We start from the raw sequence: 14,580 nt of genomic DNA, 5'->3' as shown, positions 1-14,580 counted from the left end.
CCGCGGGCCGTACGGGACGGGAGGGCTCAGGCCTCGTTGGCGCCCGCGTACATCGCGCTGACGGCGTCGGCGTAGGTCCGCTCGACCACCGGGCGCTTGATCTTCAGGCTCGGGGTGAGCTCGCCGTGCTCGACGTCGAGGTCGCGCGGCAGCAGGTGGAACTTCTTGATCGTCTGCCAGCGCTGCAGCCCCGCGTTGAGCCGCTTCACGAAGCCCTCGATCAGCTCGTGGACGGCCGGCTCCGCGGCCAGCTCGGCGTACGACTTGCCGGCCAGGCCGTGCGCGGCGGCCCACGGCATGAGGACCGCCTCGTCCAGGCCGATCAGCGCGGTGCAGTAGTTGCGGCCGTTGCCGATCACCAGGATGTTGCTGACGAACGGGCAGACCGCCTTGAACCGGCCCTCGACCTCACTGGGCGCCACGTACTTGCCGCCGGAGGTCTTGAACAGGTCCTTCTTGCGGTCGGTGATCCGCAGGAAGCCGTCCGGGCTGAGCTCGCCGATGTCCTCGGTGTGGAACCAGCCGTCCGGCTCCAGCACCTCGGCGGTCTTCTCCGGCAGGTTGTGGTAGCCGCGCATGATGCCCGGGCCGCGCAGCAGGATCTCGCCGTCCTCGGCGATCCGCACCTCGGTGCCGGGCAGCGGGCGGCCCACCGTGCCGATCCGCACGTCCTCCTCGCGGTTGACGCAGGAGCCGGCGCTGGTCTCGCTCAGGCCGTAGCCCTCCAGGATCGGCACCCCGGCGCCGAGGAAGAAGTAGCCGATCTCCGGGGCCAGCGCCGCGCTGCCGGAGACGGCCCCGCGCAGCCGGCCGCCGAAGGCCGCCCGGATCTTCGCGTACACCAGTCTGTCGGCCAGCGCGTGCTGCACCCGCAGGCCCAGCGGGGCGGTGCCGGTGCCGGTGGCGATCCGGCTCTCCTGGACGGCCCGGGCGTGCTCCCGGGCCACCTTGGCCGCCCACAGGAAGATCTTGTACTTGGCGCCGCCCTCGGCCCGGGCCTTGCCCGCGATGCCGTTGTAGACCTTCTCGAAGATGCGCGGCGCCGAAGCCATGATGGTCGGCCGGATCACCGGCAGGTTGTGGATGATCCGGTCCACCCGGCCGTCCACCGCCATCACGTGGCCGGTGGCGATCTGCCCGGAGATCAGCGTCTTGCCGAACACGTGCGACAGCGGCAGCCACATGAACTGCACGTCGTCGGAGCGCAGCAGCCCACTGGATTCCTGCGCCCGGCCCTCGTACGCCCAGCAGTCGTGCACCAGGCGCACGCCCTTGGGACGGCCGGTGGTGCCGGAGGTGTAGATCAGGGTGGCCAGCTGCTCCTTGCCGAGCCCGTCGACGGCCTTCTCCACCGCGTCCGGGTGCTGCTCCAGGTACTCGGCGCCGCGCCGCTCCAGCTCGGCGAGGGTGAGCACGTCCAGGCCGCCCGTCTCCGGCTCGCCCTCCGGGGCACCCTCGGGCGCGTCGAACAGCACGACCGTGCGCAGCTCGGGCAGCTGACCGATCTGCTCGACGGCCTTGGCCAGCTGGGCGGCGTTCTCCGCGAACAGCGCACGGGAGCCCGAGTCGGAGAGGATGAACGCGGTCTCGTCCGCGTTGGTGCTCGGGTAGACGGTCGTGATCGCCGCGCCCGCGCACATGGCGCCGAGGTCGGCGAGGATCCACTCGATCCGGGTGGAGGAGGCCAGGGCGACCCGGTCCTCCGGGCGGATGCCGAGCGCCATCAGGCCGGCGGCCACCGCCTTGACCCGCGTCGCGGTCTGCGCCCAGGTCAGCGAGCGCCACTGCTCGGCGCCGGGTGCGCCGTCCGCGGCCTGGTCGTCGACCGGTGCGGGGTGGCGGTAGGCCTCGGCGTTCGGGGTCGCGGCGACCCGCTCCAGGAACAGGTGGGCGACGGAGGCGGGGCGCCCGGCGACGAGGTCGGGCCTGCCGGAGTCGATCAGGGACTGCGCGGAACTCAACGAGACCTCCGGGGGCGGGTGGCCGTCTGAGGGATTGTTCGCGGCGTCCGTGGGGGCGGTCGCCGGGCCCCGGTTCACGCGGACGGTACCGGTCGGTAACAAGGGGGCAACCAGCAGCCTAGGGGGAAACCGGTCATTCCGTAAGAGGGCGACGCCTCCTGGCACACCCCCGTGCCTCCGGTGACCGGTGCCGGCGAAGCTGCCGGGCCGTTCGGCAAAAGCCCGGCAAACCTCAGGTTCCCACACGCCGAATGGCTCGTACGACGCTACAGAACAACGAGAATCGGGGTGCGAACCCGACCGGCGACGACAAGAGTGTGCTAGTGCTGATCAGACTGCTCCGGGCGTACCTGCGCCCCTACTCCCGACCGATCACCCTGCTGGTGGTCCTCCAGCTGGTGTCCACCCTCGCCGCGCTGTACCTGCCCACGCTCAACGCCGACATCATCGACGACGGCGTGATCAAGGGCGACACCGGCTACATCCTGCGCGTCGGCGGGGTGATGATCGGCGTGACCATCGTCCAGGCGCTCTGCTCGATCGGCGCCGTCTACATCGGCGCCCGCGTCGCCATGGCCTTCGGCCGGGACGTCCGCGCCGCCGTCTTCGACCAGGTGCAGAGCTTCTCCGCCCGCGAGGTCGGCCAGTTCGGCGCGCCCTCCCTGATCACCCGCACCACCAACGACGTCCAACAGGTCCAGATGCTCGCCCTGATGAGCTTCACGCTCATGGTCGCCGCACCCATCATGTGCGTCGGCGGCATCATCATGGCCCTCAACCAGGACGTCCCGCTCTCCGGCCTGCTGCTCGCCGTCATCCCGGCCCTCGCCGTCGTCGTCGTCCTGCTGGTCCGCGCGCTGCGCCCCAAGTTCCGCAGCATGCAGGAGAAGATCGACACGGTGAACCGGGTCCTGCGCGAACAGATCACCGGCATCCGGGTCATCCGCGCCTTCGTCAAGGACGGCCAGGAACAGGCCCGCTTCGCCGACGCCAACGAGGACCTCACCGACGTCGCCCGCCGCGTCGGCCGGCTGATGTCCGTCATGTTCCCGGCCGTCATGCTCGTCGTGAACGTCTCCAGCGTCGCCGTGCTCTGGTTCGGCGCCCACCGCATCGCCGACCACGACATGGAGATCGGCGCGCTCACCGCCTTCCTCTCCTACCTGATGCAGATCCTGATGAGCGTCATGATGGCCACCTTCATGTTCATGATGGTGCCCCGCGCCGAGGTCTGCGCCGAACGCGTCCAGGACGTCCTCGGCACCGAGTCCAGCGTCGTCCCGCCCACCGCTCCCGTCACCGCCGTGACCCGCCGCGGCAACCTCGAACTGCGCGACGTCGACTTCCGCTACCCCGGCGCCGAAGCCTCCGTCCTGCGCGGCATCGACCTCACCGCCCGCCCCGGCGAGACCACCGCCATCATCGGCTCCACCGGCAGCGGCAAGTCCACCCTGCTCGGCCTCGTCCCCCGCCTCTTCGACGCCACCTCCGGCCAGGTCCTGCTGGACGGCGTCGACGTGCGCGAACTCGGCGCCGACACCATCGCCGACCACGTCGGCATCGTCCCGCAGAAGCCCTACCTCTTCTCCGGCACCGTCGCCAGCAACCTCCGCTACGGCCGGCCCGACGCCACCGACGAGGAACTCTGGCACGCCCTGGAGATCGCCCAGGCCAAGGAGTTCGTCGAGAAGCTCGCCGAAGGCCTGGACGCCCCCATCGCCCAGGGCGGCAGCAACGTCTCCGGCGGCCAGCGCCAGCGCCTCGCCATCGCCCGGGCCCTCGTCCGCAAGCCCTCCGTCTACCTCTTCGACGACTCCTTCTCCGCCCTCGACTACGCCACCGACGCCAAACTGCGCAAGGCCCTCGCCCGCGAGACCGCCGACGCCACCGTCCTGATCGTCGCCCAGCGCGTCTCCACCATCCGCGACGCCGACCGGATCATCGTCCTCGACGAGGGCGCCATCGTCGGCACCGGCACCCACCACGAACTGATGACCGACAACCCGACGTACCGGGAGATCGTGCTCTCCCAGCTCACCGAGCAGGAGGCGGCGTGACCACGCCAGGAAAGCCCGCAGCGGCGGACAGAGCGCAGGCCGACCTGAAGAAGGCCGACGCCGACCTGCCCAGCGACTCCCAGGCCGCCGCCGCCCGCCGCGGCCCCGCCGGCCCCGGCCGCTTCATGGGCGGCCAGGGCACCGAGAAGTCCATGGACTTCAAGGGCTCCGGCAAACGCGTCCTCGGCCTGCTGCGCCCCGAACGCACCCTGCTCGCCGGCGTCCTGGTCCTCGGCGTGCTCGGCATCGGCTGCGCCGTCATCGGCCCCAAGGTCCTCGGCGACGCCACCGACCTGATCTTCGCCGGCGTCATCGGCGCCCGCTTCCAGCCCGGCACCACCAAGGCCCAGGTCATCGACGGGCTGCGCGCCCACGGCGAGGGCGGCGTCGCCGACCTGCTCTCCGCCGTCGACTTCACCCCCGGCCAGGGCATGGACTTCGGCGCCATCGGGTCCGTCCTGCTCTGGGTCCTCGGCATCTACGTCGCCTCCGCCGTCTTCGGCATCTTCCAGGGCCGGCTCGCCACCACGGCCATCCAGCGCGCCGGTTACCGGCTGCGCCAGGACGTCGAGGCCAAACTCGCCCGCCTGCCGCTCAGCTACTTCGACAAGCAGCCGCGCGGCGAAGTGCTCAGCCGGGTCACCAACGACATCGACAACATCGGCCAGTCCATGCAGCAGACCATGGGACAGGTCGTCAACTCGCTGCTCACCGTGGTCGGTGTGCTCGCGATGATGTTCTGGATCTCGCCGCTGCTCGCGGTGATCGCCCTGGTCTCGGTCCCGGTCTCGGTGGTCGTCGCCACCAAGGTCGGCAAGCGGGCGCAGCCACAGTTCGTCCAGCAGTGGAAGTCCACCGGCCAACTCAACGCCCACGTCGAGGAGATGTACACCGGCCACACCCTGGTCACGGTGTTCGGCCGCCGGCGCGAATCCGCCGAGACCTTCCGCGAGCACAACGAGGCGCTGTTCCAGGCCAGTTACCGGGCCCAGTTCATCTCCGGCATCATCCAGCCCGCGATGATGCTGATCGGCAACCTGCAGTACGTGCTGGTCGCGGTCGTCGGCGGCCTGCGGGTGGCCAGCGGCGCCCTGTCCATCGGCGACGTCCAGGCGTTCATCCAGTACTCGCGGCAGTTCAGCCAGCCGCTCACCCAGGTCGCCAGCATGGCCAACCTGGTGCAGTCCGGGGTCGCCTCCGCCGAGCGCGTCTTCGAACTCCTCGACGCCCCCGAGCAGAGCCCCGAACCGGCCATGCCCGAGAAGCCCGACACCGTCCACGGCCGGGTCGCCTTCCAGGACGTCTCCTTCCGCTACGACCCCGACAAGCCGCTCATCGACGACCTCTCGCTCAAGGTCGAACCCGGCCAGACCGTCGCCATCGTCGGCCCCACCGGCGCCGGCAAGACCACCCTCGTCAACCTGCTGATGCGGTTCTACGAGGTCAGCTCCGGACGGATCACCCTCGACGGCGTCGACATCGCCGCCATGTCCCGCGAGGACCTGCGCTCCGGCATCGGCATGGTCCTCCAGGACACCTGGCTGTTCGGCGGCAGCATCGCCGACAACATCGCCTACGGCTCCCAGGGCGCCACCCGCGAACAGGTCGTCGAGGCCGCCAAGGCCGCCCACGTCGACCGCTTCGTCCGCACCCTGCCGGACGGCTACGACACCGTCATCGACGACGACGGCGCCGGCGTCAGCGCCGGCGAGAAGCAGCTGATCACCATCGCCCGGGCCTTCCTCGCCCAGCCGTCCATCCTGGTCCTGGACGAGGCCACCAGCTCCGTCGACACCCGCACCGAGGTACTGATCCAGCGGGCCATGGCCCGGCTGCGCACCGGCCGCACCAGCTTCGTGATCGCCCACCGGCTCTCCACCATCCGGGACGCCGACGTGATCCTGGTGATGGAGAACGGGTCGATCGTGGAACAGGGCTCGCACGACGAGCTGATCACCGCCGGCGGCGCCTACGCCCGGCTCTACCAGGCGCAGTTCGCGGAGGCCGTGGCCGAGGTGGACTGACGCGGCGCCAGGTACACGGGCCGGGGCGGGACCTTCCGCCCCGGCCTTCGCGTTCCCGCGGCCTCTCGTCGCCGCGCCCCGGCTTGTCGCCATGCGTGCCGACGGGCGCTACCTTGGGTGCGTGATCGACGAGCAGCCCCCGACCGCCCCGGACGCCTTCGAGGCCAACCGCCGCTACCTGGGCTCCGTCGCCTACCGGCTGCTCGGCTCCTTCACCGACGCCGAGGACGTCCTGCAGGACGCCTGGCTGCGCTGGCAGGCCACCGACCGCACCGCCGTCGCCGACCCGCGCGCCTACCTGACCACCGTCGTCACCCGGCTCTGCTACGACCAGCTCGGCTCCGCCCGCGCCCGCCGGGAGGCCTACTACGGCGAGTGGCTGCCCGAGCCCGCCGTCTCCTACGCCGACGGCCCCGACACCCCCGCCGAACTCGCCGAACGCAGCGAGTCCGTCTCGCTCGCCCTGCTCGCCGTCCTGGAACAGCTCTCCCCCGCCGAACGGGCCGCCTTCGTGCTGCACGACGTCTTCGCGGTCGGCTTCGAGGACATCGCCGCCTCCCTGGACCGCACCCCCGACGCCACCCGCCAGCTCGCCTCCCGGGCCCGCCGCCGCGTCAAGGACGGCAGCCGGCACACCGGCAGCGCCGACCCGGCCGAACACCGCCGGGCCGTCGAGGCCTTCGCCTCCGCCACCGCCCGCGGCGACATCCTCGGCCTGATGGAGGTCCTCGACCCCGACGTGGTCTGGCACGCCGACGGCGGCGGCATCGTCCGCGCCGCCGCCCGACCGGTCCACGGCGCCGACAAGGTGGCCCGCCTGGTGGCCGGCCTGGTCGCCAAGTGGTTCACCCCCGACGTGGCCATCGGCCCCGCCGTGGTCAACGGCGAACCGGGACTGGTCTGGTACGAGCGGACCACCGGCGCCGTCGGCGGAGTGCTCGCCTTCGCCGTGGTCGACGGACGGATCACCGACGCGTACGTCGTGGTCAACCCCGAGAAGCTCGGCCGGATCAGCCCGGTCACCGCCCCCTGACCCTGACCCTGGCCCCGACCCCACGATGCCGTGACGCGGGTCACGGTCACATCCCGACCGGCTGCGTCGTCCCCTTCCCGAACAGCGCCCCACGAGGGCGCACGGAACAGGAGGCGGACGAGATGAGCAGCAGCACCAGCAGCACCGGGAAGCGGATCGTCGTCCTGGGCGCCGGCTACGCCGGACTCACCGCGGCCAAGGGCGCCGGACGCCACCACCGCGTCACCCTGGTCGCCCCCGAGGAACGGCTCCTGCACCGCATCCGCCAGCACGAGGCGGCAGCCGGCCGCGGCCGCGACTGGCCCGCCATCGCCGACCTGGCCCGCGGCCGTACGATCGAACACCGCCGGGCCCGCGCCGTCGAACTCGACCTCGCCGGGCGGAAGGTCGCCCTGGACGACGGCACCAGCCTCGGCTACGACACCCTCGTCTACGCCCTCGGCAGCCGCACCGCCTGGCACGACGTCCCCGGCGCCGCCGAACACGCCCACCCCGTGGAACGCGCCACCGAGGTGCGGCGCCTGATCCGCGAGGCCGAACACCCCGGCACCCTGTCCGTCGTCGGCGGCGGCGCCACCGGCATCGAACTGGCCACCGAACTCGCCGAGGCCCACCCCGACTGGCGGGTGCGGATCGTCGCGGCCGGCCGGGTCGGCGGCACCTACTCGCCCAAGGGCCGCGCCCACATCCGGCGCGTCCTCGACCGGCTCGGCGTCGCCGTCCACGAGAACGCCACCGTCACCGAGGTCACCCCCGACGGGCTGCGCACCACCGCCGGCCCGATCGAGGCCGGCCTCACCGTGTGGGCCGCCTCGCTGGAGCCGCACCCGCTCGCCGCCCAGGCCGGGCTGGCCGTGGACGAGCGCGGCCGGGCCCTGGTCGACGACCACCTGCGCTCGCGCTCGCACCCGGACGTCCACGTGGTGGGCGACGCCGCCGCGGTCACCGTCCCCGGCGTCGGCACCCTGCGGATGGGCTGCGCCACCGCCCTGCCGCAGGGCCAGTACGTCGGCAGGCTGCTCGACGGCCGCACCGCGAAGCCGTTCTCGTTCCGCTACGTCGTGCAGTGCCTGAGCCTGGGCCGCCGGGACGGGCTGCTCCAGCTGGTCCACCCGGACGACTCGATGAAGCCCACCGTCCTCACCGGCACCGCCGGGCGGCTGGCGAAGGCCGGGATCGTCTCGGTCGTCCTCGGCGCGCTGAAGTAGCCGGGGAGCGCGGCCGTCGCCGGGGAGATACGACCGTCGCCGGGAGACGCGGAAGGGCCCGGGCGGGTGCCCGGGCCCTTCCGTTGCGCCGACTGCTGCCGCTACCGGTGTACGGCTACTTCTTGTCCTTCGGCGCCTCGGCGTCGGTGGACAGCGCGGCGATGAAGGCCTCCTGCGGGACCTCCACGCGGCCGACCATCTTCATCCGCTTCTTGCCTTCCTTCTGCTTCTCCAGCAGCTTGCGCTTGCGCGAGATGTCACCGCCGTAGCACTTGGCGAGGACGTCCTTGCGGATCGCGCGGACCGTCTCACGGGCGATCACCCGGGAGCCGATGGCCGCCTGGATCGGCACCTCGAACTGCTGGCGGGGGATCAGCTTCTGCAGCTTGCCCGCCATCATCACGCCGTAGTTGTAGGCCTTGTCCTTGTGCACGATCGCGGAGAACGCGTCCACCGCGTCGCCGTGCAGCAGGATGTCGACCTTGACCAGGTCGGCGGTCTGCTCGCCGATGGGCTCGTAGTCGAGGGAGGCGTAGCCGCGGGTCTTGGACTTCAGCTGGTCGAAGAAGTCGAAGACGATCTCCGCGAGCGGCAGGGTGTAGCGGAGCTCGACCCGGTCCTCGGAGAGGTAGTCCATGCCCTGCAGGGAGCCCCGGCGGGACTGGCACAGCTCCATGATCGCGCCGACGAACTCGTTGGGCGCGAGGATCGTGCCGCGCACGACCGGCTCGTAGACCTCGGCGATCTTGCCGGCCGGGAACTCGCTCGGGTTGGTGACGGTGTGCTCGGTGCCGTCCTCCATGATCACCCGGTAGACCACGTTCGGGGCGGTGGAGATCAGGTCGAGGTTGAACTCGCGCTCCAGGCGCTCCCGGATGATCTCCAGGTGCAGCAGGCCGAGGAAGCCGCAGCGGTAGCCGAAGCCGAGCGCGACCGAGGTCTCCGGCTCGTACACCAGGGCGGCGTCGTTCAGGCGCAGCTTGTCCAGGGCGTCGCGCAGCAGCGGGTAGTCCGAGCCGTCCAGCGGGTACAGGCCGGAGAACACCATCGGGCGCGGGTCCTTGTAACCGCCGAGCGGCTCGGTGGCACCCTTGTGCATCGAGGTGATCGTGTCACCGACCTTGGACTGCCGGACGTCCTTCACACCGGTGATGATGTAGCCCACCTCGCCGACACCGAGGCCGTCGGCGACCTTCGGCTCGGGCGAGATGACGCCGATCTCCAGCAGCTCGTGGGTCGCGCCGGTGGACATCATCGCGATGCGCTCGCGCTTGGTGAGCTGGCCGTCCACGACACGGACGTAGGTGACCACGCCGCGGTAGGAGTCGTACACCGAGTCGAAGATCATCGCGCGGGCCGGGGCGTCCTTGACGCCGACCGGGGCCGGGATGGTGTTGACGATGTGGTCCAGCAGGTCCTCGACGCCGAGACCGGTCTTGGCGCTGACCTGGAGCACGTCGGCGGGGTCGCAGCCGATGATGTGCGCGATCTCCGCCGCGTACTTCTCCGGCTGGGCGGCCGGCAGGTCGATCTTGTTCAGCACCGGGATGATCGTGAGGTCGTTCTCCAGCGCCAGGTACAGGTTGGCGAGGGTCTGCGCCTCGATGCCCTGGGCCGCGTCGACCACCAGGATGGTGCCCTCGCACGCGGCGAGGGAGCGGGACACCTCGTACGTGAAGTCCACGTGGCCGGGGGTGTCGATCATGTTGAGGATGTGCGTGGACCCGGCGTTCGGCCCGGTCTTCGGCGCCCACGGGAGGCGGACCGCCTGCGACTTGATGGTGATGCCGCGCTCACGCTCGATGTCCATGCGGTCGAGGTACTGGGCACGCATCTGCCGGGGGTCGACGACGCCGGTGATCTGCAGCATCCGGTCTGCGAGCGTCGACTTGCCGTGGTCGATGTGGGCGATGATGCAGAAGTTGCGGATCAGCGCCGGGTCGGTACGGCTGGGCTCTGGCACATTGCTGGGGGTCGCGGGCACCTTGGTCCGATTCTCCGTTGGTCCGGGGCCGGGGGTGTCCGGGTCATCGCTGACCGGTTTCCCGGGGACCGGACAGTCTCGTCCGATCGAAATAGTTCCTCCCATCTTCCCATGAGCGCGGGCCGGGCTGCCGTTCGGGCACCGTCCGGTCCGTCCGCCGGCCTTCCGCTCGCCGCTGCCCGGCGGCAGGATGGCCTCCCGTGATCCTCGAAAACGCCCTGCTCGACGTCCTCCCCGGCCGGGAGGACGAGTTCCTCGCCGCCTTCACCGAGGCCCGACCGCTGATCGCCGTCCAGCGCGGCTTCCGCTCCCTGGCGCTGCGGCGCTGCCTCGACGAGGGCCGCGGCTCGCGCTTCCTGCTGCAAGTGGAATGGGAGACGCTCGCCGACCACACGGAGGGGTTCCGCACCTCCCCCGAGTACCAGCGCTGGCGTGAGCTCCTGCACCACTACTACCGGCCGTTCCCCGAGGTCGAGCACTACGGCGAGCCGCTGCTCGAGGCGTAGCGGCCGGCAGTCCGGCGTGGGAGGGGCGGCGGAGAGCCCGGTTCGGGATGGGGAGCCCGGTTCGGGGCGGCCGGCAGCCGGTTTGGGACGGGCGGCGGGCCCCTGGTAGCGTGGGCTGCTGCACCTGGCCTCGGCATGCCCTCTCAGCTGGACCGACGGCCGCCGGTGCGATCCCGTTCGAAATCTTTAGACAGACTGAGGCTCCTTCGTGGCGAACATCAAGTCCCAGATCAAGCGCAACAAGACCAACGAGAAGGCGCGCCTGCGCAACAAGGCCGTCAAGTCCTCGCTGAAGACCGCCCTGCGCAAGGCCCGTGAGGCCGCTGCCGCCGGCGAGACCGAGAAGGCCGTCGAGCTGGCCCGCGCCGCCTCCAAGGCGCTGGACAAGGCCGTGAGCAAGGGCGTCATCCACGCCAACCAGGCCGCCAACAAGAAGTCGGCCATCACCAAGCGCGTCAACACCGCCGTCCAGGCCTGACGCCCCCGGGGGTTGCGACCCCCGACACCGCCTCGGGACGATCCGGCCCTCTACCCGGACCCCGAGACGTATGAGACTCGCACCGCACGCGGCCTGCGTTCGCCACGCGGGTGCGGTGCACCTAGCTTCACCAGAAGTGCCAGCTCATAGGCCTTCTTCTACTGCCCGTCCGGTCCCCACCGGGCGGGCAGTACGCATTTTGTACACATGGATCCGGCTGCCTTGCTACGCGGCGAGCGCAGTCCTGGCCGCCAGTGCGGACGCGCGGCCCGCATCGAGGGCATTCGCAACCTCGTCGAGGCGGTCCGGGAACAGGTGCCCGTACACGTCCAACGTCATGGCCGCCGACTTGTGGCCGAGCATCTGCTGCACCACCTTTACGTCCGCACCGGCCGCGATGGCCAGTGAGGCCGCCGTGTGCCGGAGCTTGTGCGGAGTGAGGCCGAGGCCTTCGAGTCCGGCCGCCTTCACCGCCGGGTCGAAGATGGTTGAGCGGAACTCCCAGTAACCCATCGGCTCGCCATCCCGGCCGGTGAACAGGAGCGCCTCCCGCCCCTTGCCCTTGAGCGCGTCCCGCAGGTCCGCGACCAGCGACCCGAGCAGGGGAACGGACCGCTTCTCGTGGTTCTTCACGTCTTTGAGCAGCAGCCCGCCGCCGCGCTTGCGCGTGTAGGCCTGCACGATCCGCAGCCGCCGCGTAGACACCTGCACGCGGCCGGCCTTCAGCGCCGACACCTCTCCCCACCGGATCCCACAGTAGGCCAGCACCAGCAGCAGCAGCGCGTACTCACCCGCGGCGGCGGCCAGCGCCTCGACCTGGTCGTGCGTGAGGTAGACGTGATCCTCGTCGTCCTCGTCCTGCGGTAGCTCGTGATCGACGGCGGGGCTCGTGGCGATCTTCCCCGTCTTCACGGCGTACTTGAGCACCATGCCGAAGACCAGGTGGATCTTCGCGATACGGGCCGGCGAGAGCGGCTTGCCGCGCTTGCCGGGCGTGTTGCACAGCTCGGTCAGCCACTCCGAGACGTCCTCCCACCGGATCGACGCGACCGGCCACGTCCCCCACTTCGGCAGGACGTACAGGTCCAGCAGCTCGCGGTAGTCGTCCTTGGTCCGCTCACCGGGCCGACGGAGCGCCCCGAACCATGCGGTGGTCACGTCCGAGAACAGGGTCTTGCCCTGCTTCGGGTCGCGGTAGCTGCCCTTGTCGAGCCGCTCCAACGTGTCCTGCTGGTGCTTCTCGGCGGCTGGGAGCGTGCCGAAAGTCTTCGCCTTCGGGTCACCGTTCGGGTCGTACCACCGGACCCGCCACCGGCCGGGCGCCGCCCGCTTGCTGCCGGCCTTCTTCGCCGCCCGCCACCGCTCCATCGCGGTGATGTAGTCCTTCTGCGTCGACCGGTCCTCAATCCAGACCCTCGCCACCCTCATCCTCCTTCGACAGGAAGGGCTTGGCCGCCTCGACCGTTCGAAGCGTGGCCCCTTCACTCCAGCTCGCGAGCGTCGCCATGGCTCGACTCACCTGGTCGGGCGAGACTCCCGGAAGCCTGTTGGCTGCCGTGAACTTCGCCGTCTCGGCCCGGCGAACGCGCTCCGTCGCATTCGGATCCAGAAGAGGGCGCTCCCCCGTTGCCCATTGCCAAGCGACCCCGCTCTCGTGGGTCACCTCGGGCGCGAGAGAAACCTCTCCCTCCCAACTCGGGTCAGGAAGAAGCAGGCGATTGGGCGTGACCCCCAGCGCAAGCGCCAGGGCTACAAGGTCGTCAACGTCCATCCGTCGAACCGGCGGCGACGACATTCCTTCCTGCTCCGCGCCGAGCAGGCGCCCATTTTCGATCTTGTTGATCGCATCAGGGCTGAGGCTGTGACCGAGGCGCTGCACCTCAGCGGCAAGCGCCCGAAGGCTCAACCCTTTCGCCTCACGCAGTTGGCGGAGGTTCGCCGCCACCATGCGTCCGGTCGGTCCCATTTCCATCCGTCCTGTCGCCATGATCTCGACGGTATCAGTCTGCATTTTCCAGACAACTGACTGGATCCTTGCGGCACGTTGCCGCGTCGGCTACCGTCGTCATCATCTCGGGAAGTACCGGGGTAACGCAAGTATCCATCTGCGTTATTCAGACAGGAGTGGCTATGTCCATCCCCTCCGAAGCTGTCCGCCTGCGCAGTGCCCGCGAGGAGTGGCTCACTCCCGCCGAGACGGCGAAGCTCGCCAAGCTGACGCCGGGCACCCTCGCCAACCACCGCTACCAGGGCATCGGAATCCCCTACACCAAGCTCACGCCGGGCCGCGGCGGCCGTGTCCGCTACCGCCGAAGCGACGTGGAGAAGTGGCTGAGCGGCGACCTCGCCGCGGCCTAACGAAGAAGGCCTCCAACAGAGTTGCCACTCTGCTGAAGGCCACGAAGCACCGTCCATCACCAGACAGCCGAACGGCGGCGCGGGCCGTGAACCCAGTGCGCCGCCGTCGAAGGAGCTTCAGATGCAGGGTACGACCAGCACCATCAAGACCACCACCCCGACCGACTTGATCGCCCTCACGGGTGAGCACCTGTGGCACGACGCCGACCGGCGCACCACCCGTCCGGCACTCGCCGCCATAGCCGAACTCGCCCTCGCACTGCCGGCTGCCCCGGCCGGGCAGAACACCGAGCTGCAGCTCGAAGGCGGCGAATGCGCCGTGCACGGCATCGACCCGGGGCCGGACGTGCCGCTCCGGCCGTGGGCCGTCACGCTCGACGGCCAGGTACTCAAGTCCTGCGGCACCCCCTCGTGCCCGCCGGCGGCCGAAGTCCTGCCGGCCGGGGTCCGGCTTGCCGAGCAGGCGATCAGAAACGCGCTCACCGCGGCCAGCGCCCCCGGCAGCCTCACCCCGCGCCAGATCGCATTCCGCCTGATCATCGCGGCTGCCGAGATGGTCGAGGACATCGACCCGTTCTGTGACCAGAGCGACTGGAGCAACGCCAACCGCGCGTCGAACCCGCTCTACCTCGTGGCCGACCACCTCATCCGCGAGACCGTCCGCCGACACGTCGAGGGCGGCCAGGCCGACGGGCTCACCCCTGCCGAGGCTGCCCGCAGCACCGGCGAAGGCCTTCACGCCTCCGTCGCCCTGGCGGTCGCGGAGTACACCCGCCCCGAGCTGTTCGCCGCCCCGGGCGAGGACGAGTGAACCACCGCACCACCACCGAGGCCCCCGCCGACCCGGCGGGGGTCCTCGGGCCCTCCCCGTACGGCCTCACCCCACGCGAGACCCGCGCAGAGCTGCGCCGACTGTCCGCTGCCGGATGGCAGCTGTGGGAGCTCCGCCTCCGATTCACGAAGCGCCGAAC

Annotated in this window: 12 protein-coding genes; 8 read left to right on the top strand and 4 right to left on the bottom strand. The window is 70.7% G+C overall.

Translation table 11 applies throughout. The features are described from left to right. Nucleotides 1-26 precede the first annotated feature (26 nt). Entirely contained in the window at nucleotides 27-1,961 is a 1,935-nt protein-coding gene (locus CRP52_RS22215; RefSeq protein WP_097237983.1) for an AMP-dependent synthetase/ligase, read from the bottom strand. Nucleotides 1,962-2,284: 323 nt separating this feature from the next. On the opposite strand from CRP52_RS22215, the gene CRP52_RS22210 reads away from it, so the two are divergent. The 4 genes from CRP52_RS22210 (at nucleotide 2,285) to CRP52_RS22195 (ending at nucleotide 8,283) form a co-directional block, all read left to right on the top strand. Continuing rightward, nucleotides 2,285-4,018, top strand: a complete 1,734-nt coding sequence (locus CRP52_RS22210; RefSeq protein WP_097237982.1) for an ABC transporter ATP-binding protein — start codon at nucleotides 2,285-2,287, stop codon at nucleotides 4,016-4,018. Nucleotides 4,019-4,143: 125 nt separating this feature from the next. Continuing rightward, nucleotides 4,144-6,042 carry an ABC transporter ATP-binding protein gene (locus CRP52_RS22205; protein ID WP_097240264.1) on the top strand — a complete coding sequence of 633 codons (1,899 nt, stop codon included), beginning with the start codon at nucleotides 4,144-4,146 and terminating at the stop codon, nucleotides 6,040-6,042. A gap of 121 nt (nucleotides 6,043-6,163) precedes the next feature. Continuing rightward, nucleotides 6,164-7,075 (top strand): RNA polymerase sigma factor SigJ, encoded by a 912-nt coding sequence (gene sigJ, locus CRP52_RS22200; protein WP_257032802.1) that lies wholly within the window; start codon nucleotides 6,164-6,166, stop codon nucleotides 7,073-7,075. A gap of 122 nt (nucleotides 7,076-7,197) precedes the next feature. Then, nucleotides 7,198-8,283, top strand: a complete 1,086-nt coding sequence (locus tag CRP52_RS22195) for an NAD(P)/FAD-dependent oxidoreductase (protein WP_097237980.1) — start codon at nucleotides 7,198-7,200, stop codon at nucleotides 8,281-8,283. A 115-nt stretch (nucleotides 8,284-8,398) separates the two neighbouring features. Here CRP52_RS22195 and lepA read toward each other — a convergent pair whose 3' ends face one another. Beyond that, nucleotides 8,399-10,267: a translation elongation factor 4 gene (gene lepA, locus CRP52_RS22190; protein WP_097237979.1), complete on the bottom strand. Its 1,869-nt coding sequence runs from the start codon at nucleotides 10,265-10,267 to the stop codon at nucleotides 8,399-8,401. 200 nt (nucleotides 10,268-10,467) lie between these two features. On the opposite strand from lepA, the gene CRP52_RS22185 reads away from it, so the two are divergent. Both CRP52_RS22185 and rpsT read left to right on the top strand, forming a co-directional pair. Further along, nucleotides 10,468-10,773 carry an antibiotic biosynthesis monooxygenase family protein gene (locus tag CRP52_RS22185; RefSeq protein ID WP_097237978.1) on the top strand — a complete coding sequence of 102 codons (306 nt, stop codon included), beginning with the start codon at nucleotides 10,468-10,470 and terminating at the stop codon, nucleotides 10,771-10,773. Nucleotides 10,774-10,981: 208 nt separating this feature from the next. Next, entirely contained in the window at nucleotides 10,982-11,251 is a 270-nt protein-coding gene (rpsT, locus tag CRP52_RS22180; RefSeq protein WP_097237977.1) for a 30S ribosomal protein S20, read from the top strand. A 225-nt stretch (nucleotides 11,252-11,476) separates the two neighbouring features. Here the strand turns inward: rpsT and CRP52_RS22175 are convergent, their stop codons facing one another. After that, nucleotides 11,477-12,679 (bottom strand): tyrosine-type recombinase/integrase, encoded by a 1,203-nt coding sequence (locus CRP52_RS22175; protein ID WP_257032801.1) that lies wholly within the window; start codon nucleotides 12,677-12,679, stop codon nucleotides 11,477-11,479. Beyond that, nucleotides 12,654-13,238: a helix-turn-helix domain-containing protein gene (locus CRP52_RS22170; RefSeq protein ID WP_179852885.1), complete on the bottom strand. Its 585-nt coding sequence runs from the start codon at nucleotides 13,236-13,238 to the stop codon at nucleotides 12,654-12,656. The genes CRP52_RS22175 and CRP52_RS22170 overlap by 26 nt, the downstream gene beginning before the upstream one ends. A 143-nt stretch (nucleotides 13,239-13,381) precedes the next feature. Between CRP52_RS22170 and CRP52_RS22165 the strand changes: the two genes are divergently transcribed. Next, on the top strand, nucleotides 13,382-13,609 hold the full coding sequence (locus CRP52_RS22165) for a helix-turn-helix domain-containing protein (RefSeq protein WP_097237974.1): 228 nt from the start codon (nucleotides 13,382-13,384) through the stop codon (nucleotides 13,607-13,609). Nucleotides 13,610-13,730: 121 nt separating this feature from the next. Beyond that, nucleotides 13,731-14,420, top strand: coding sequence for a hypothetical protein (locus tag CRP52_RS22160; protein WP_097237973.1), 690 nt, complete (start codon nucleotides 13,731-13,733; stop codon nucleotides 14,418-14,420). Nucleotides 14,421-14,580: the final 160 nt, after the last annotated feature.

The sequence above is a fragment of the Streptomyces sp. 1331.2 genome, assembly GCF_900199205.1.
In the GTDB taxonomy this organism is placed as follows: Bacteria; Actinomycetota; Actinomycetes; order Streptomycetales; family Streptomycetaceae; genus Kitasatospora.
The sequence above is the reverse complement of the archived record's forward strand: the minus strand, read 5'-3'. Positions and strand labels throughout refer to the sequence as shown.